Annotated in this window: 14 protein-coding genes; 5 read left to right on the top strand and 9 right to left on the bottom strand. The window is 58.7% G+C overall.

Annotation, left to right across the window (positions count from 1 at the left end):
- Positions 1–124: 124 nt before the first annotated feature.
- The 3 genes from ACFOOP_RS09220 to ACFOOP_RS09230 all read left to right on the top strand — a co-directional run bounded on the left by ACFOOP_RS09220 (position 125) and on the right by ACFOOP_RS09230 (position 3,372).
- Positions 125–2,290, top strand: a complete 2,166-nt coding sequence (locus ACFOOP_RS09220; RefSeq protein WP_379880627.1) for a glycosyltransferase — start codon at positions 125–127, stop codon at positions 2,288–2,290.
- Between the two features lie 61 nt (positions 2,291–2,351).
- Positions 2,352–2,735: a FliO/MopB family protein gene (locus ACFOOP_RS09225; RefSeq protein WP_379880628.1), complete on the top strand. Its 384-nt coding sequence runs from the start codon at positions 2,352–2,354 to the stop codon at positions 2,733–2,735.
- Between the two features lie 157 nt (positions 2,736–2,892).
- Positions 2,893–3,372 carry a hypothetical protein gene (locus tag ACFOOP_RS09230; RefSeq protein ID WP_379880629.1) on the top strand — a complete coding sequence of 160 codons (480 nt, stop codon included), beginning with the start codon at positions 2,893–2,895 and terminating at the stop codon, positions 3,370–3,372.
- Between the two features lie 75 nt (positions 3,373–3,447).
- Here ACFOOP_RS09230 and ACFOOP_RS09235 read toward each other — a convergent pair whose 3' ends face one another.
- The 4 genes from ACFOOP_RS09235 to bcp form a co-directional block, all read right to left on the bottom strand.
- Positions 3,448–3,930 (bottom strand): bactofilin family protein, encoded by a 483-nt coding sequence (locus ACFOOP_RS09235; protein ID WP_379880631.1) that lies wholly within the window; start codon positions 3,928–3,930, stop codon positions 3,448–3,450.
- Positions 3,931–4,036: 106 nt separating this feature from the next.
- Positions 4,037–5,341 (bottom strand): peptidoglycan DD-metalloendopeptidase family protein, encoded by a 1,305-nt coding sequence (locus ACFOOP_RS09240; RefSeq protein WP_379880633.1) that lies wholly within the window; start codon positions 5,339–5,341, stop codon positions 4,037–4,039.
- 137 nt (positions 5,342–5,478) lie between these two features.
- Positions 5,479–6,303: a ferritin-like domain-containing protein gene (locus ACFOOP_RS09245; RefSeq protein ID WP_379880635.1), complete on the bottom strand. Its 825-nt coding sequence runs from the start codon at positions 6,301–6,303 to the stop codon at positions 5,479–5,481.
- Positions 6,300–6,770 carry a thioredoxin-dependent thiol peroxidase gene (gene bcp / locus ACFOOP_RS09250; protein ID WP_379880637.1) on the bottom strand — a complete coding sequence of 157 codons (471 nt, stop codon included), beginning with the start codon at positions 6,768–6,770 and terminating at the stop codon, positions 6,300–6,302. The genes ACFOOP_RS09245 and bcp overlap by 4 nt, the downstream gene beginning before the upstream one ends.
- Positions 6,771–6,978: 208 nt before the next feature.
- Here bcp and ACFOOP_RS09255 point away from each other — a divergent pair, with 208 nt between their 5' ends.
- Positions 6,979–10,395, top strand: a complete 3,417-nt coding sequence (locus ACFOOP_RS09255) for a YhdP family protein (RefSeq protein WP_379880639.1) — start codon at positions 6,979–6,981, stop codon at positions 10,393–10,395.
- On the opposite strand, the gene tyrS is transcribed toward ACFOOP_RS09255, so the two are convergent.
- Positions 10,396–11,649: a tyrosine--tRNA ligase gene (tyrS, locus tag ACFOOP_RS09260; RefSeq protein ID WP_379880641.1), complete on the bottom strand. Its 1,254-nt coding sequence runs from the start codon at positions 11,647–11,649 to the stop codon at positions 10,396–10,398.
- Positions 11,650–11,812: 163 nt separating this feature from the next.
- On the opposite strand from tyrS, the gene ACFOOP_RS09265 reads away from it, so the two are divergent.
- Positions 11,813–12,946: an anhydro-N-acetylmuramic acid kinase gene (locus ACFOOP_RS09265; protein WP_379880643.1), complete on the top strand. Its 1,134-nt coding sequence runs from the start codon at positions 11,813–11,815 to the stop codon at positions 12,944–12,946.
- 12 nt (positions 12,947–12,958) lie between these two features.
- Here the strand turns inward: ACFOOP_RS09265 and ACFOOP_RS09270 are convergent, their stop codons facing one another.
- Genes ACFOOP_RS09270 through ACFOOP_RS09285 form a run of 4 tightly spaced genes read right to left on the bottom strand, consistent with a single transcriptional unit; the run spans position 12,959 to position 17,290 of the window.
- Positions 12,959–14,284: a TCR/Tet family MFS transporter gene (locus ACFOOP_RS09270; RefSeq protein ID WP_379880645.1), complete on the bottom strand. Its 1,326-nt coding sequence runs from the start codon at positions 14,282–14,284 to the stop codon at positions 12,959–12,961.
- Between the two features lie 23 nt (positions 14,285–14,307).
- On the bottom strand, positions 14,308–15,588 hold the full coding sequence (locus ACFOOP_RS09275) for an HlyC/CorC family transporter (protein ID WP_379880647.1): 1,281 nt from the start codon (positions 15,586–15,588) through the stop codon (positions 14,308–14,310).
- Positions 15,589–15,605: 17 nt separating this feature from the next.
- Positions 15,606–16,715: a 3-dehydroquinate synthase gene (aroB, locus tag ACFOOP_RS09280; RefSeq protein WP_379880648.1), complete on the bottom strand. Its 1,110-nt coding sequence runs from the start codon at positions 16,713–16,715 to the stop codon at positions 15,606–15,608.
- Positions 16,712–17,290: a shikimate kinase gene (locus tag ACFOOP_RS09285; RefSeq protein ID WP_379880650.1), complete on the bottom strand. Its 579-nt coding sequence runs from the start codon at positions 17,288–17,290 to the stop codon at positions 16,712–16,714. The genes aroB and ACFOOP_RS09285 overlap by 4 nt, the downstream gene beginning before the upstream one ends.
- Positions 17,291–17,383 lie beyond the last annotated feature (93 nt).

Raw genomic sequence — 17,383 nt, forward strand, 5'->3', positions numbered from 1 at the left:
AGGTTAACCGGATAGAGAACAAAGAAATGTTAATGAGGGTTCATTCTGAAATTGCCGCCCGGGTCGCTGGGCGGATGAACGGCCCTTCGCTTCCCAGTCCAGTGCGCTGAACGGCGCGAGGTTCATGCGCATCCTTTTGTTCTCTACGCTTTATCCAAACGCCGCCCGTCCGGCGCATGGCGTTTTCGTGGAGAACCGCCTCACCGCATACTGTCAAAAGTATGATGCGGACGTAAAAGTCATCGCCCCGGTTCCGTGGTTTCCGTTCACCCATCCGATGTTCGGCGAATATGCAGATTTTGCGCGCGCGCCGCATCGCGAAACGCGCAACGGCTTTGACGTCTTTCATCCGCGTTATTTTATTCCGCCAAAGGTCGCCATGGATGTGGCGCCGGTTTCTCTAACGCGATGCCTGCGCAAAGCGGCGCGGGAGCTGATCGACAATGGCTGGGATTTTGATTTCATCGACGCCCATTATTTCTACCCTGACGCCGTGGCGGCGGCTCAGGTCGCGCGTGAGCTTGGAAAGCCTTTTGTCGTTACGGCGCGAGGCACGGATGTCACCTTGCTGCCGTCTTTTACGCGGCCGCGCCGGCTTATTCAGGATACAGCGCAACGCGCTGATGCAATCATTACCGTGGCGGCGTCTTTAAAACAGGAGCTTGTCCGGCTCGGCGCGACTGAGCAAAAGATCACCGTTCTGCGCAATGGCGTCGATCTCGAAGCATTCTCCCCTGCAGACCGCGAACAGGAAAGGCGGGTGCTGGGGGCGGATGGGCTTGTGCTCGCAAGCGTTGGTCATCTGATTGAGCGCAAGGGGCACGATCTGGTTATTGAGGCGCTGAAATTTCTGCCGGGCGCAACCTTGCTGATCGCCGGGTCGGGCCCGATGCGAGCCTCTCTCGAAAACCAGGCTGCAGCCGCAGGCGTTGCGGATCGCGTGAGATTTCTGGGTGAGGTTGGTCATCACGAGTTGCGCGGCGTTTATTCGGCGGCGGATGTTTTGGTGCTGGCCTCCTCGCGAGAAGGCTGGCCCAATGTGCTGCTCGAAGCGATGGCGTGCGGCGCGCCATGCGTTGCAACGGATGTCGGCGGGGTGCGTGAAGTGATCGCTGCGCCAGAAGCAGGACGTCTCGTCACTGAGCGAAATCCTGAAGCCATTGCGTTTGAAGTGAAAGCGCTGCTGGCTTCGCCGCCTGGCCGCAAAAAAACGCGGGCCTATGCCGAGCGTCACTCCTGGGGTGAAACCGCCGACGGGATGCATCGGATTTTTAAAGAGCTCACGGACAAGGCCGCGGCGGGTCAGGCGTTGAAAACGGCGCCGATCGAAATCGGTAATGCACCATACCGGCCCCGGCTGATCGTTACGGTGGACACGGAAGAAACTTTCGACTGGTCGCGTTTTGATGATGACACTTGGCGTGTTTGCGATCCTTCCGGCATCGAGCGATTTCAGGCGCTTTGCGAAGAGATAAACGTCAGCCCGCTCTATTTTCTCACCTTGCCGATGATGGAAGACAAAAAAACCGCGGGGCTGTTCAAGTCATTGCATACGCGCGAGCTTGCGTCATTCGGCCTTCATCTGCATCAATGGGCGACGCCGCCGGGCGACTATCGGGGCGAGTTCTATTCCTTTCAGAAAAACCTTCCCCGCGATGTGCAGCGGAAAAAACTAAAGAGCCTTGCGCAAGCTCACGAAGGTCTCTTTGGAGAAAAAGCGCAGGCCCATCGCGCCGGGCGCTATGGGATATCAAAAGCGTGCTATGATTTGCTGGCGGAAATAGGGGTGAAACTGGACTTCAGCCCCAGCGCCGGATTTGACTTTTCAAATCGCGGCGGCCCGGATTTTTCATCCATGTCGAACTGTCCCTTCGCGGCGTTTGCGAATGACTGGCGCATTGACGTGACGCCGGTTTGCGGCGCCCGCGCCATTGCGCGAACGCGAAGTTTCCTGTCTCAGGAGAAAGCGGAGCCAGGCTTTCCAGGCTATATGAAAGAACAATCTCCGGACATGTCACGCGCGATGCGCCTGTCGCCGGAAGGAACGAGTTTGGTGGAGCTTCAGGCGCTCACGCGCCGTCTCGTTCAGGATAAAACGCCTGTTCTCACCTTCACGCTTCATTCAACTTCCTTAACCGCTGGCGCCAATGTCTACGCGCCTGATGCCGAGGATGTTGATGAGATGTTGCGGACAAGCGCCGCCTATCTTCGCTGGTTCAAGGAAACAGTCGGCGGCGACATTGTTTCGCTGAAAGATCTCGATGATTTCTATGCGGCGGTGCGGTCTTAACACCGCATTAATCATGAAGCCGGTATTTTAACATCCTGCGCAAAGCCGCGAGGGATTGAACATGCCGGCGTCTGAAATTCTCCGCCTTGTTTTCGGCTTCATCGCCGTGATCGGGATGATCGGCGGGTCGGCTTTTCTGGCGCGCAAGGCCGGGCTCGCCAATCTTGCCGGCGCCAATGGAAAGAAACGCAGGCTTGCGATCTCGGAATCCTTGCCGCTCGATGCGCGCCGGCGTCTTGCGATTGTCCGCTGCGACGATCTTGAATATCTGATCGTGCTTGGTCCGTCAGGTGAAACGGTCGTGGCTGGCGGGCTTACGCCAGCGGAACCGGAAGGGACGGGTAGTGATGAACCGGTCCAGGTCAATCCGTTCGCGGAGCTTGGCGGTTTCGCCAAAAAACTGCGCGAAATGGGTGTGGCGGCCTCAAACAGAAAAGCCGCCTGAACCGCCGGTTTGCTGACCCGACCGCAATGCAACATCAAATAGCTTGAGCATCATCGCGCACAGAAGAGTTGCGCCTTGCACCTCATCCTTGTGCGCTTGGCTTGGCGCGCTGGAGCCGGTAAGATCGGCCTTGTGGGCTTGGATGAGGGGATTCCAGATGATCCGGATTTTACTGCCGCTGGCGATTATTGCAGCGATTTTCTTTGGGCCGATGTTTGCGGTCGAAACAACAGATCCTGTGCGAGGCGAGAGCATGTCAGTCGTCACGGGTGATTATTTTATCGGCAATGCGGTTGATTGTGTCATGGATATGCGGCTGCCGTTGGGGGAGGAATGCGCAACAGAAGGGCGCATGAATGACGGCACGACCGTTGGCAGCGCACTGACTTGGGCGTCCGTTCTTTGCGGCATCGCCGCCATTCTCGGCATACCTGGCCTGTTGCCAGTGATTGGACGTATCACAAGCGCTGTGACGCTTGTGTCGGGGGTGGCGTCGCTAGGCGCTTTAGGACTTTTCATGATGGGGATGATTGGCTCTGAAGCCGGGCTGGGCGGCGTTCAATGGGGCGCTTATCTCGCGGCGGGACTTTCGCTCCTAACCACAATCACCGGGCTTTCCGGCATGCGCGGTCGATAGCGCCGGCAAAATATGATCCAGTAAAAAGGCCGCCTCAAAAGGCGGCCTTTTTTATATCGGTATGAGTGAATGCGTTTAGCGCAGCGGCGAACGTCCAACGCTGAGGAAGGATGGTGTTTCATTCGCCGGAGCCGATGTCTCGGCTTCATCGCTGGCGTTTGCAACCGGACGCGGCGCCGGAGCCGGGCTTGAGGGACGGGCGCGGCGGAAATCTTTCGCTGAGGTTTCCGACAGAGGATCGTCGGAGTGACGGCAATTGCCTTCAAAATGAGCGCCAGTTTCAACAGACAACGAACTGTGAAGAATGTCGCCCTGGATGTGAGCGGTGGAGGCGAGGGAGACTGACTTTGCGCGAATGCCGCCTTCGACGCGGCCGCGCACGGTGACTGTCTCGCAGATCACTTCGCCTTTGACCGAAGCTTTTTCCCCGATGATCAGCGAGCCCGCTTTGATGTCGCCTTCCAGCGAACCGTCAAACTGGATCTCGCCGGCTGAGTTGACATTGCCGCGCATGACGACGTCGGAAGAGATGATGGACGGCACTCCGGCGGATTTCATAACGCCTGATCCCTTTCTTGGCGCAGAATGCGTGCTTGCATGTTGAACAGGCGCCTCCTGAGGCGCATTGCTCGCGGTTTTCAGATCGCCTTGCTGCTTAGCTGGTTTAGCTTTCGAAAACATATCTACCTGCCTCTATAAAACGGCGAGGATTGAGCGGCTTGCCCTTGTACAGCACTTCGTAATGAACGTGCGGTCCTGTTGAACGGCCGCTAGACCCCAGTTCCCCAACCTTGTCGTGAAGAGATACCTTTTGGCCAGACTTCACGGATATCCGATTCAGATGCGCGTAGCGGGTAATGAACCCGTTGCCGTGGTTGATTTCAACTACGCGTCCGAAACCAGAGCGTGTGCCCGCGAAATGGATCACGCCGTCGGCTGTCGCCGTCACCGGCGACGCCCATGGCGCAGCAAAATCTATGCCGTTATGGCGGGAATATTTGCCGTTGATCGGGTCGCGGCGGATGCCGAAGCCGCTGGTGAAGCGGCGCCCAACAACGAGCGGAGATGAAAGGGGCACATTTTGCAGCGCCTTGTAGATCGCCGCGAGATCGTCCACGGCGGCGGCCGCGCGATTGGCGTGCTCATAGAATATGGCGGCGGCTTCGCCTCCGGCGGCGATATCGATGAAAGGGCCGCCCTGGGCCAGCATGGTGTTCGAGATTTTTGCCGGCGTGACGAGGGATTCCGCAGGCACGCCGACGCTCGACAACAACAGGGTCAGGCTTTCGCGTTGCGCAGTCGCTTTTTCTTCAAGCGCTGCAACAAGCATCATCTGTTCCGCATGGAGATCGGCCGCAGCATGGTTCATCGCCCTGATGGCTTCTGAAGCGGTGCCGTTCGCTTTGGAACTATCGGGCTCCGCTGCGCCAAGTTTGCGGGCGGCGGACATACGCGACTGGCGCGGGGTCGGTTCGCCCGGCGCCACGTCAATCATCACGCGATTGCCATTGGTCGGGCGCTGGCCATTGGGACCGCCAGCCTCGGAAAGACCGTTTGCGAGAGCGTTCAGGCCTTCATCGATCGCCGCCTTGCGCTCGACCATGTTCTGCAGGAGCTGGTGGCGGGCTGAAATGTCGGAAAGCGTTTCGTCGAAATTCTGCTTGATGATCTGGTTCAGCTCGCTGACATCGTCATAAGCGCGCTGAGCGTCATGCAGTCGTTTCGAATAGGTTGTCTCCATGATCCGGCTGTCGCGATCCTTGGCGACAATGATCTGTTCCTTGAAGACCACATTGACCGAAGCATAGGCGACCCAGAGGAGGGCGCCGCCGACGATAACAGCGAGCGCGATCTGCGTCTTCGATGACATGGAGATAAAATGGACGACGCCATCGCTACGATGGTAAATCTGCCGTTCCTTGAAGATACGGCTGAGTACGCGCCTCATTTTGCCGGAACGACGGCTCATTAAACGAACGCCCCTTGTACGCGCTTACACACGCAACCTAGCCACCCCTGCTCGCAGGGAAGCGCAAAATTGCGCATTACGCAATAGTTATGTGATGGTGTAACGCTATTTTTCGCCGTCTTTATCATAACTTATGATTAAACCCGGGTTTCGTTTCCAATAGGTTCATAAAATTCGCGTGACAGGCCGGCATTCGCCCTTGCTTCATGGTTAAAAGGCGGTTTCAGCCGCCCTGGAAAATATCGCCTGGTGAGGTCCCTGAAAGCGGCTTCAGGTTCAAGGCCTCTCGCGGCGGCCAGAGCGTCGAACCATCGTTTTCCACAGGCGACGTGACCGACTTCTTCGCGATAGATGACCTCCAGAACGCTGACGCTGCGCTCATCTCCGACCGCCTTCAGCCTTTTGATCATCTCCGGCGTCACGTCAAGTCCTCTCGCTTCCAAAATGAGCGGCGCCAATGCTAGGCGGGCGAGGGCGTCATGGCGTGTGGTTTCGGCCGCCTCCCAAAGCCCGTCATGGGCGGGAAAGTCGCCATAGCGGCACTCGAGTTCAGCGAGACGGGCGTCCACCATCCGGAAATGGCGCGCCTCCTCACCGCCTATACGGACCCAGTCGGCGGCGAAAGCGTCTGCATCGAGGCCCTCTTCGGCCATGGCGGGCGCAAATCGCAGAGCCATGTCGAAGGCGAGGTCGATGGCGTTGAATTCGATGTGGGCGATCGCGTGGAGGAGGATGGCGCGGCCCTCCGGGCTGCCGAAACGGCGGCGCGGTGTATCCCCGGGCGGTACCAGGGGCGGGGCGCCCGGTCTGGCGGGACGGTCTGGCGGGGGGTGAGCGGCGCCCAGCGGGGCGCCTGCGCGCCGTAATTCGTCGGCTTTGAGGGCCGCCGCCACTTTTGCGTCTGGCGCCGCAGTTTCCAGAACGGCCGCTGCCGCGGCAAACAGGGTTTCGGGTTCGCTCAAAGCGCTTTCACCGCCGCCAGCACCTCTTCGGCGTGGCCCGCCACTTTCACTTTGCGCCAGATTTTCCGGATTACGCCCTTTTCGTCGATCAGGAAGGTCGCCCGCTCAATGCCCATATATTTTCGGCCATACATGCTCTTTTCGACCCAGACGCCGTATTTTTCGGTGACCGCGCCGCTTTCGTCAGACCCGAGATCGACTTTAAGGTCATGTTTTTCTTTAAACTTCTGGTGCTTGGCGAGCGTATCGCGCGACACGCCGATAATCCGGGTCTTGGCGCGCTTGAATTTCGCGATGTCCTCGGAAAAGGCGATGGCTTCCTTGGTGCAGCCCGACGTGTCGTCTTTAGGGTAGAAATAGAGGACGATCTTCTCTCCGGCGAGATCCTTGAGTTTAATCGTTGTCCCGTCATCAAGGGGCAGGGTGAAAGCCGGGGCTTTAGAGCCCTCGGCGAGCGCTTTCGTCATGACGATGTCCTAAGAGGCTGGTTGATAGCCCGGCACCATATCGGCCTTCGCCAAAATCTCCAGTGTGCACAGAGTTCGTCAGCTTTTGTTTTCCGTCCGTTCCCTTGCCGTCGCGCGCGTTGGCCGGTACCGGTAGTCGTTTGCGGCGCCGGTGATGGACGGGGCGGGGCCGCCATCAGGGTAGAGTGTCGCGAGGGTTGCGGCTTGCATGAAAAAGCGGGCGTTGAAATCGGCTGTCATTGCGCTTGAAGTCATCGCTCTTGCGATCGCCATCGCCGCCGCCGCACTGATTTTTCTCACATGGCGCCTTGGTCAGGGGCCGGTGATGCTTGACCTCTTCAAACCGAGCGTCGAATTCGCGGTCGAGCGGCGATTGCCGAAAGGCTACGACGCCAAACTCGGTGAGATTGAATTGCGCCGCACCGAGTTGCGGGGCGAATATCGTCTCGCGGTGAATGACATTTCCATTTTCGACACAGACGGTCACGAGGCGGCGCGCGCGCCTCAGCTGTTGATGACGTTCGATCTCGGTGATTTTCTTTCAGGGGAGATCGGTCCGAAGACCATCCTCGCAGATCGCGCCCATCTCAGCATCATCCGGCGCGAAAATCTCAATGTCGATATTCCGATCGTCAAGGTGAAAGCGCCCCGCAAAAAAGGTCCGGGCCTTGCCGCCATACTCGAAGGCGGATTGTTGAAAAGCGCTTTCGAGGAAGCGCATTTATCGAATGCTGAAATTACATTCTTTGACGAAGCGTCAGAACGGTCATGGACGGCGCCGTCGACAGAAGTGCGTCTTCGGCGAAATGACGCCGGCCTGACTGCGCTGGTCGATGGCAAGATAGATATGGGCGATGTCAACGCCGGCGTGAAAGCGACCGCTGATTATGATTCCGAGAATGGCGTCATCAATGTCATGCTTGATGGCGAAAACTTTCCCGTGGGCGATCTGTTAAGCACATTTTATGGCGACGTGGCCGCGATCATCGACGCGCCGGCGAGCGGGCATGCGGATATTGCATTCACATCAGAAGGCGCGGTTCTGTCGTCGCAGTTCAATGCGCGCCTCAGCGAGGGCGTGTTGCGCGTTGGCGGTGTTCCCCGGAAAGTATCCTTCATCGAATGGGAGACAGGGTTTGATCCGGAGGCGAACCGTTTCTCCATAGATCATTTCAATTTCGATCTCGAAGGCGCGAAAGGCGCGGTTTCAGGAGATGTGTCGATTTCGTTCGGAGACGATATCAGGAAACCTGAAAGCATTTCATTCACGCTGGCGTCCGATGAAATTGTCGTAACCGCGCCGAACCAGTTGCCAGGGCCCTTGCCGCTGGAGGCGCTGTTCCTGGACGGGCAGTATTTTGTTTCTGACCGGCGGCTCGCGATCCGGCAAACAAAGGCGTCTTTCGCCGGTCTCGCAGTGTCCGGCAACGTCACGCTGCTGCGGCCAAGAGGCGTTGATGGCGCGGCGGCTCCGTCGCCGGGCGCCATCGCCGATCTTGATATTGATGGCTCGCTCGATCCTGAAAGGCTGCTTTCTATCTGGCCAAAAAAACTGGCGAGCGGCGCGCGCGACTGGGTCGAGGACCGGCTCGAAACGGCGCATATCGACAATCTCGATTTCACGATGAATTTGTCGCCGGGCGCGATCGGAGAAGATGGCGGTTTTCCAGACGATGCGCTCCAGCTCAGCTTTGATGCGCGCGACGCGAAAGCCCATTATGTGACTGGCATGACGCCGTTGCGCAATGGCAAGGGAAGCGGGCTCGTACGCGGCAATTCTTTCACCCTGACTGTCGATAGCGCGCGTGTTGGCGATGTTGCGATCACCAAAGGCGAGGTTGCATTCCCGGTCTTTATCCCGAAATGGGAGCCGACCTACTACCGGTTCTCGGCGGTCGGAAAAGCGCAGGACATGCTCGGCGTCCTCGATCAGGAGCCGCTATTATTATTGTCCAAAGTCAATCTGTCCCCGGATCAATTCGCGGGAGACGCGCGCGCCGTCGTTGAAGTGATGCGCCCGAACAAGCGCGACGTCGATCCAGAAGAATACGCCTATACTGGAACGGCGACTTTCGAAAACATGACGCTTGATGGTCTGATCGGCGATATTCAGCTCAGAAATGCAAAAGGCGATGTTGAGCTGAAACCCCGCTCCCTGACGGTCAGGGCGGACGCTTCGCTGGCGGAAGAGGCGCCGATTAAAATGGTCTGGCGCCAGAATTTCTTTGAGACGGATGGCCCTTCCGACATCGCCATTTCCGGCGTGTTCAATTCGTCCGCAGGCGATGTTTTTGGCGTTTCCTCGCGGCAATTTCTGCGCGGGCCGGTTTCCTTCGACGCCAAGGCGATTGGCGATCTTGGAGATTTTCAGAGCCTTGATGTTAAAGCGAATTTCGTTGATGCGATCGTCACCCTCGGTCCGCTTGGCTGGCGCAAACCGGCTGGCATGGCTGCTGTCGGCGATCTGTCCATGGTGTTCGAGGCCGATCGCGTCTTGGTCGAGCGCATGACGATCACCGGCGACGGCGTTGATGTCGGCGGCACGCTCTCTTTTGATCGGCACGGCGCGTTGCAGGAGGCGGGTTTGCGCCGCTTCTATTTTTCCGATGCGGCCGATTTCACTATGACCGCCAAACGTGACGCAATGGGCGGGCTTGATCTGACCGCGGTGGGGCCGTTTTTAAACGCGGCGCCGTTGGTTGAACAAATTCTGGAAGGAACTGGCGGCGAGGGCGGCGAGCCGCTGAACTGGGGCGCCGGCATCAGCCTGCAGGCGCGCATCGATGAAATCGCCCTGCGCGATGGCGTCGTCTATCGCGACGGCGCTCTTGATTTCAGCCGCGATGCGGCGCGGTTGCAGGCGCTTGATTTCTCGGCCTTTGGCAAAGATGGAAAACCCTTGCGGGTGGACATGGCGCTGACCGGCGCCGCGGAGGGGCCGCAACGCGCCCTTGACGCGCGCACCAGCGCGATCGGTGAATTGCTGCGCGGCGTCTTTGGCATTCAATCCATTGAAGGCGGCGAAGGGTCCATGCGGATCGCCCTGCACCAGCCGGGAGTGCCGGGCTTCGCGGGCGAGCTGGAAGCACGCAATCTGCAAATCGTCAATGCGCCGTTGTTGGCGCGTATTCTCTCCGCGGGATCGCTTGACGGCCTCGCCAATCTGATGAGCGGAGAAGGCATCGAATTCGCCTACGCCTATGGGCAGTTTGATTACAAGGACGGCGTCGTTTCCGTCGATGACATGCGCGCCACCGGGTCGTCCGTGGGGATCACGGCGGATGGCGAAATCGGCCTTGGACCGAACGGCGTTTCCCATCTCAATGGCGCTGTGGCGCCTGTTTATGCCCTGAATTCGATTCTCGGCGGCGCGCCGATCATCGGCGATATTCTGGTCGGCAAAAAAGGCGAGGGGATCCTCGCCTTTTCCTATAGCGTGACGGGGGAGACCACCGATCCGCGCGTTTTCGTCAATCCGCTGTCAGCATTGACTCCAGGTATTTTCCGCCAGTTGATGCAGCCCTCGCGCACGTTGCCGTCTGAAGTTGAGCCTGCGGGTGAAGACGCGCCTTCCGAACAAACCGCGCCGGAAGCGCAACCGGAAGAAGAGCCGTCGCCGCAATAATTACTGCACGCGGATAATGGCGTGCTTCTTCTTGCCGATGGAAAGTTTCACCGCATTGTCGCGCACGTCACTCGTCGCAAGATTGCGTTCCTCACTCACCGCTTCGTCATTCACTTTGAGGGCGCCGGCCTTGATGTGGCGACGCGCTTCGCCTTTCGAGGCGCACAGGCCCGTAGCGATGAACTGATCGATGAGCGCGGCTTCGGAAAGAGCGCTGGACGCCATGTCGATGGTCGGCAGGTCGCCGCCGAGTCCGCCCTGCTCAAAAGTTTTCTGCGCCGTCGCCGCGGCGCTTTCCGCCGCCTCGCGTCCATGGAGGAGGGCGGTCGCTTCGGTCGCCAGCACTTTTTTGGCGTCGTTGATTTCAGCGTCCTGCAGCGCGGCGAGCCGGTTCACCTCATCCATGGGCAGGGTCGTAAAGCGCGCAAGCAGCGTCGCCACATCCGCGTCTTCGGCGTTGCGCCAATATTGCCAGTAATCATAGGGCGCATACATGTCGGCGTTGAGCCAGACGGCGCCGCCCTCGGTTTTGCCCATTTTCTTGCCGGAAGCGGTGGTCAGCAGCGGCGTCGTCAGGCCGAACACCTCTGCGCCGTCCTTGCGGCGGCAAAGCTCGACGCCATTGACGATATTGCCCCACTGGTCCGAACCGCCAAGCTGCAGGATGCAGCCATGACGGTTGTAGAGCTCATGAAAGTCGTAAGCCTGCATGAGCATGTAATTGAATTCGAGGAAGGTCATCGGGCTTTCACGCTCAAGCCGCAACTTGACCGAGTCAAAGGTCAGCATGCGGTTGATGGTGAAATGCACGCCATAATCGCGCAGGAACCCCACATAGCCGAGCTTTGAGAGCCAGTCGTTGTTGTTGACCATCAGGGCGTCCGTCGGGCCGTCGCCGAAGGTCAGATATTTTTCGAACGCGCCCTTGATCGAGGCGATATTGGCGTCGATCTCCTCATCGGTGAGAAGTTTTCTCTGTTCGTCCTTGCCCGTGGGGTCGCCCACCTTGGTGGTGCCGCCGCCCATCAGCGCAATCGGCCGGTGGCCGGTCTGCTGCAGCCAGTAGAGCATAACGATCTGGATCAAGTGCCCGGCGTGAAGCGACTTCGCCGTGGCGTCATAGCCGATATACCCGGTGATCGGGCCAGCCGCCGCTTTCTCGTCGAGACCTTCGAGATTGGTGCCTTGGGCGATGAAACCGCGCTCGTTGAGCACGTTCAGGAAATCGGATTTGTAAGTCGCTTTGCCGCTCATGGGGCTGCTCTTGGTTTGTTCTGCTGCCGGGACGGGAGCCCCTAGCACCTTACGTCTTGAATTCCAACGTATTGGCATGGATTGAGAGCGTATGGTTAAGAGACATTTCAGTTTTCGCCGCGAGTCTGGATAGGCTAGGCGCGGCCTTTGACGGGAAACTTCCATGTCCGACAAGATGACAGCCATCGGATTGATGAGCGGCACCTCTCTCGACGGGATCGATGCGGCGGTGCTGGTCACCGATGGCGCCGACTTTGTGGAAGCGGGCCCTGCGCTGCATGTTCCCTATAGCCGCGATCTTAAAATCTGGGTGCGCCGCGCGATCAAGGCGGCGCTTGAAGGCCGCGATGGCGCAGAGGAGATCGGCAAGGCGGCGGGCGAGGTCACCTACGCTCATGTAAGCGCTGTGGAACGGCTCCTCGAAAAATCCGGACTGAACCGGAAGAACATCGATGTGATCGGTTTTCACGGCCAGACGATTTTGCACCGTCCCTCGAAAGAGGCGGGCGTCGCCGGGCGCACCTGGCAGTTGGGCAATGGCCGCACGCTGGCGGAAGAAACCCGCATTGATGTCGTCAATGACTTCCGTTCGAACGATGTCGCCGCAGGCGGGGAGGGCGCGCCTTTTGCGCCGATTTATCACCGTGCGCTTGTCGCCGCGATGAAAGAGCGCCCGCAATGCCCTGTCGGCGTGATCAACCTCGGCGGCGTCTCCAATGTCACTTATGTGCCTGAAGGCTGTCACGCGCTTGATCTCGTTGCGTTCGATTGCGGGCCGGGCAACGGGCTTGTCGATGAGTGGGTCGAGATGAAAACCGGCGAGCATATGGATGAGGACGGCGCGCTCGCCCTTGCCGGCAAGGTCAATGAAGAAGCGTTGCGCATGATGCTGCTCAATCCGTATCTGCGCCGCTATCCGCCAAAATCTCTTGATCGTTATGATTTCAAGCTGGATCAGGTGAAAAGACTATCGGTGGAAGATGGCGCCGCGACGTTGACCGCCTTTACGGCGGCCTGCATCGCGCAGTCGGAGAAGTTTTTGCCGGATCTGCCCGGCGGCTATATCGTCTGCGGCGGCGGCCGGCATAATCCGGCGATGATGCAGGCCTTGCGCGAGCGTCTGGAAGCCAAAGTCATCGCCGCCGAAGAGGCGGGCTGGCGCGGCGACGATCTTGAAGCGGAATGCTTCGCCTATCTCGCCGTCCGCAACATGAAAAAGCTTCCCATCAGCTATCCCAAGACCACGCGGGTTCCGTCGCCCATGCGTGGCGGGGTCTCTCACCGCAAGCCAGTCTAACCGCAAGTCTGTCTAAATATTCGTTGGCGATGGCTGTTCCGCTGCGTGTTCGGCATCCACAGCCGCCTCTTCACGCGGGCGCTGAATGCGCTTGAAGGCGAGGAACAACAGCGCGAGCGCAAACAGCTCCAGCACAAACGCAAACACCAAAGGCGCTCCGGGGAAATAGAATGGCGCTCCTTCGGGCAGGATCGTGGCGCCGAAAAGCGTGAAAGGTTCGCCCGGGGACGAAAACGCCGCGAACATCTGGGTCATGATCCACGGGCTGAACACCATGGTCAGGCTGTTGAGCGCGGCAATCGCGCCTTGAAGCTCGCCTTGCGCATTCGGCGGAATGGTGCGCGACATGATTCCCTGCAGCGACGGTTGCGCAAGGCCGCCGAGGGCTGTGAATGTCAGGATGACGAAAATCATCCAGCCTTTTCCGGCGAACGCGAAACATAAATAGCCGATTGCGGTAATGCTGATGCCGAACAGCGCCGCCCTGCGCTCGCCAAGCTTGGGAATGGCGACTCGCGTGAGTCCGCCCTGAACAAGGCCGGACATAAGGCCCATATACATGAGCGAGGCGCCGATCATGGCCTCGCTCCAGGAAAATTTCTCAATGGCGTAATAGGACCAGATCGACGGATAGGTCCAATGGGCGAGCTGCGCGAAGAACAGGACCGCCGCAATGGGCAGCATGACCGGATATTTCGAAAACTGCCGGAAGCTGCCGAGTGCATTGGCGCGCCGCCAGTCGAAAGGGCGCCGGTTTTCAGGCGTCAGGGTTTCCGGCATGGCGAAAAAGCCGAAAAGGAAATTCACGGCGCCCGTCGCGGCGACGAAATAAAACGGCGCGCGCGGACCGAAATGTTCGCCCAGAAATCCGCCGATGCCGGGCCCGATGATGAAGCCGACGCCGAAGGCAGCGCCGATCAGCCCGAAATTCGCGGCGCGTTTTTCAGGCGGTGAGATGTCGGCAATGTAGGCGTTTGCTGTCGAGAAGGTCGCGGCGAATGCGCCGGCGAGAATGCGGGCGATAAGGATAATCCCGATCGTCGGTGCAATCGCCATGATGAAAAAGTCGAATGAATAGGCGGCGAGCGATGTCAGCATCACAGGCCGGCGCCCGAAACGGTCGGAAAGGCCGCCAATGATCGGCATCATCAAGAACTGCATGATGGCGTATACGACGGACAGATAGCCGCCCCACTTCGCCGCATGGGAGACATCTTCGCCCGTCACCTGCATGATGAGCTGCGGCATCACGGGCATGATGACGCCGAAGCCAATCATGTTGAGAAGGATGGTGATGAAAATGAAAACGAAGGCGCTCTTGCCAGCAGTTTTCGCCATGTCCGGCTTCTTTCTTTAACTTGTCAGGTGATGGGCGTGATTTTCAACGCGGTGATCTGGTTACGCCGACGGCGCAGGATTTTGAACCGGAACCCGTAAAACGAAAAGGTCTGGCCCACATCCGGAATACTCTGAGCTTCGTGAATGACAAGGCCTGCGACCGTCACGGCTTCTTCATCGGGCAAATTCCAGTCCATGGCGCGGTTGAGATCGCGCAAGGTGACGTCGCCGTCCACCGTTAGCGATCCGTCGCCTTGCGGGCGCACGCCCTGAACCGGGCTGTCATATTCGTCTTCGATTTCACCGACGATTTCCTCGAGAATGTCTTCGAGGGTGACGAGCCCCATCAGCGCGCCATATTCATCGACGATCAGTGCGAAATGCTCCTGTTTCACCTTGAACGCGTCGAGCTGTTCCTGAAGCGTCGTTGTCTCCGGCGCGAAATAGGGCTCGCGCGCCAGCGCCTCGAAATTGATGGCGTCAGCGTTGCCTTCCGCGTCCCAGAGCGCGCGCAACAGGTCCTTGGCGTGAAGAATGCCGATAATGTTGTCGGGGTTCTCGCGATAAAGCGGCAGGCGGGTGTGCGCGCTTTTGAGCGCCTGACGAATCAGCGCGTCTTTGGCCATATCGATATCGAGCATCTCGATCGATTTCCGGTGGATCATGATCTCTTCCGTGCGGATTTCATTGAGATCGAGCGCGCCACGAATGAGGTCGCGCGATTCCTTGTCGACCCGGCCTTCGTAATGATGAAGATCGATGGCGCCGCGGAGTTCTTCCTCCGCGGAAAAGACGGCGCTGTCTTTCGAAATATCCAGACCGAAAATGTGAAAGACTCCGCGCACAAACATCTGCACCAGCCAGGTGACGGGCGCGAGGATATAGACGACCCACCGCATCACCGGCGCCACCAGCATGGCGACCGTATCAGGGCGGGTGATGGCTGCGGTTTTCGGCGTCACTTCAGCGAATACAAGCACGAGCACCGTCATGGTTGCGGTTGCAAGACCGGTGGCGATTAGAGACGCGCCGAAAAGCTGATTAAAGACGCTTGCGGCGATAACCGATGCAAGAATATTCACAAGGTTGTTACCGAGAAGAATGGCGCCAATCAGCCGCTCGCGGTTCTTGATGAGAAGATTGACCCGGCGCGCGTTCAGATTGCCGTCGCTTTCCAGCTTGTGCATGCGCGCTTTTGAGGTTGCAGTTAGCGCTGTTTCCGAGCCCGAAAAGAAGGCCGAAAGGAAGAGCAGAAAAACGATGGTTCCAATGGGCAGGAAGATCGCCGGATCAATATTTGGCATGAGGTGATTGTCACCGGCTATTCGCCGGTTTTCTCCTTGAGGAAGGCGGTAACGGTGGAAAGGTCTGAATCTTTGGCGATAAAAGCGCCGCCGATGGCTTTTGCAAGGATCAGCGTCAGCTTGCCTTGTTCAACCTTTTTATCCTGCATCATGTATTTCGCGATGATGTCGGCTGTGATTTCCGAGTTGAGATCGCTGATCTCAGACGGCAGCCCTGTGTTTTTAAGGTGAGCTTTCACGCGCTCGGCGTCTGGCGCCGGGCAAAGGCCTTCGCTGGCGGAATAATCGAAAGCGAGCGCCATCCCGAGCGCGACGCCCTCGCCATGGAGGAGCTTGTTCGAATAGCCGAAATAGGCCTCGAAAGCGTGCCCGAAAGTGTGGCCGAGATTGAGCAGGGCGCGCGCGCCTTTTTCCTTTTCATCGGCGCTGACAATCGCCGCCTTCGCCTCGCATGATTTTTTAATGGCGTGAATGCGCGCGCCTTCATTCCCTTCAAAAAGGGCGGGGCCGTTTTCTTCGAGCCAGCGGAAAAAGTCGGGGTCAGAGATCAGACCGTATTTCACGACTTCGGCGTAACCCGCTTTCAGCTCGCGCATTGGCAGGCTGTCGAGCGAGGTGATGTCCGCAATCACCGCCACCGGCTGATGAAAAGCGCCGATGAGGTTTTTACCCTGGGCGACATTGATCGCGGTCTTGCCGCCAACGGCGCTGTCGACCTGGGCGAGCAATGTCGTCGGAATTTGCGCAAAGCGGCAGCCCCGCCGAAGCACTGAGCAGGCGAACCCGGTCAGATCGCCGATCACGCCGCCGCCAAAAGCGATCACTACATCGTCACGCTCAACGCCGAGATCGAGCAAGCGTCCCGTCAGTTTTTCCAGCTCGGCGAATGATTTCGTCGCTTCGCCCGCAGGGAGGGTGATGAAATCGGCTTCAATACCCGATGCGGCCAGCCCTTCACGCAGGCGTTCGCCCTGCGTCACGAAAACATTCTCGTCCGTCACGACAGCCGTGCGCGACCGTTTCAGATGCGGTCCGAGCAGTGCGCCGGCCTGCTCGATCAGGTTGGCGCCAATCGTAATGTCATAGGACCGGTCGCTTAAGGGAACGCGCACGGTTTCGGCGGTCATGACATGGGCTCCTCAATTGCCGTCAGGAGATCCGGACGGGCGCACAATGCATCGACAATCAGATCGACCGTATTTGCATGCGGTCCCGTCTGGCTGTCGATATGAATATCGGCGCTGGCGTAAAAAGGTTCGCGTTCCTTCATCAGCCTGATCAGCGTCTCACGCGGGTCGTCATTCTGGAGCAGGGGTCTTGTGTTCCTTTTACTCGCCCGTTTGACGATGGTGTCGATTTCAGCCCGGATCCAGATTGAGACGGTGCGCTCAGCGATGAGGGCGCGGGTTTCCGGATTGGTGACGGCGCCGCCGCCGGTGGCGAGGACATGGGGCGGCCCTTCGAGCAGGCGCTTGATCACCCGGGCCTCGCCCTCGCGGAAACTTTGCTCTCCATGGGCGGCGAACAGATCGGAAACGGTCATGCCGGCGGCTTTTTCAATTTCGTGATCGGCGTCGTAAAAGGGGAGCTCGAGGCGCGCGGCAAGGCGCCTTCCGACGGTGGTTTTGCCAACGCCCATCATACCGACCAGAACCACTGGCCGGGCGCAGATAAGGTCAGGGTGTTTACGAGCTTGCCCCATGAAGGCTAGATGTAGGGGAGCGCGCTTCGGGATGCTAGTTCGTATGCTGGTTGAGGCGTCATTGTCAGGGAAGGCGGGCGGCGCGCTGGGCGA

Source organism: Hyphococcus aureus (assembly GCF_042643165.1).
GTDB lineage: Bacteria > Pseudomonadota > Alphaproteobacteria > Caulobacterales > Parvularculaceae > Hyphococcus > Hyphococcus aureus.

Coding starts and splice junctions, on each gene's coding strand:
- ACFOOP_RS09235 (WP_379880631.1), bottom strand. CDS start 3,930: ATGAAATCCGCCGGAGTGCCGTCCATCATCTCTTCCGACGTCGTCATG.
- ACFOOP_RS09230 (WP_379880629.1), top strand. CDS start 2,893: ATGATCCGGATTTTACTGCCGCTGGCGATTATTGCAGCGATTTTCTTT.
- bcp (WP_379880637.1), bottom strand. CDS start 6,770: ATGACGAAAGCGCTCGCCGAGGGCTCTAAAGCCCCGGCTTTCACCCTG.
- ACFOOP_RS09255 (WP_379880639.1), top strand. CDS start 6,979: ATGAAAAAGCGGGCGTTGAAATCGGCTGTCATTGCGCTTGAAGTCATC.
- ACFOOP_RS09270 (WP_379880645.1), bottom strand. CDS start 14,284: ATGGCGAAAACTGCTGGCAAGAGCGCCTTCGTTTTCATTTTCATCACC.
- tyrS (WP_379880641.1), bottom strand. CDS start 11,649: ATGAGCGGCAAAGCGACTTACAAATCCGATTTCCTGAACGTGCTCAAC.
- ACFOOP_RS09225 (WP_379880628.1), top strand. CDS start 2,352: ATGCCGGCGTCTGAAATTCTCCGCCTTGTTTTCGGCTTCATCGCCGTG.
- ACFOOP_RS09265 (WP_379880643.1), top strand. CDS start 11,813: ATGTCCGACAAGATGACAGCCATCGGATTGATGAGCGGCACCTCTCTC.
- ACFOOP_RS09240 (WP_379880633.1), bottom strand. CDS start 5,341: ATGAGCCGTCGTTCCGGCAAAATGAGGCGCGTACTCAGCCGTATCTTC.
- ACFOOP_RS09220 (WP_379880627.1), top strand. CDS start 125: ATGCGCATCCTTTTGTTCTCTACGCTTTATCCAAACGCCGCCCGTCCG.
- aroB (WP_379880648.1), bottom strand. CDS start 16,715: ATGACCGCCGAAACCGTGCGCGTTCCCTTAAGCGACCGGTCCTATGAC.
- ACFOOP_RS09275 (WP_379880647.1), bottom strand. CDS start 15,588: ATGCCAAATATTGATCCGGCGATCTTCCTGCCCATTGGAACCATCGTT.
- ACFOOP_RS09285 (WP_379880650.1), bottom strand. CDS start 17,290: ATGGGGCAAGCTCGTAAACACCCTGACCTTATCTGCGCCCGGCCAGTG.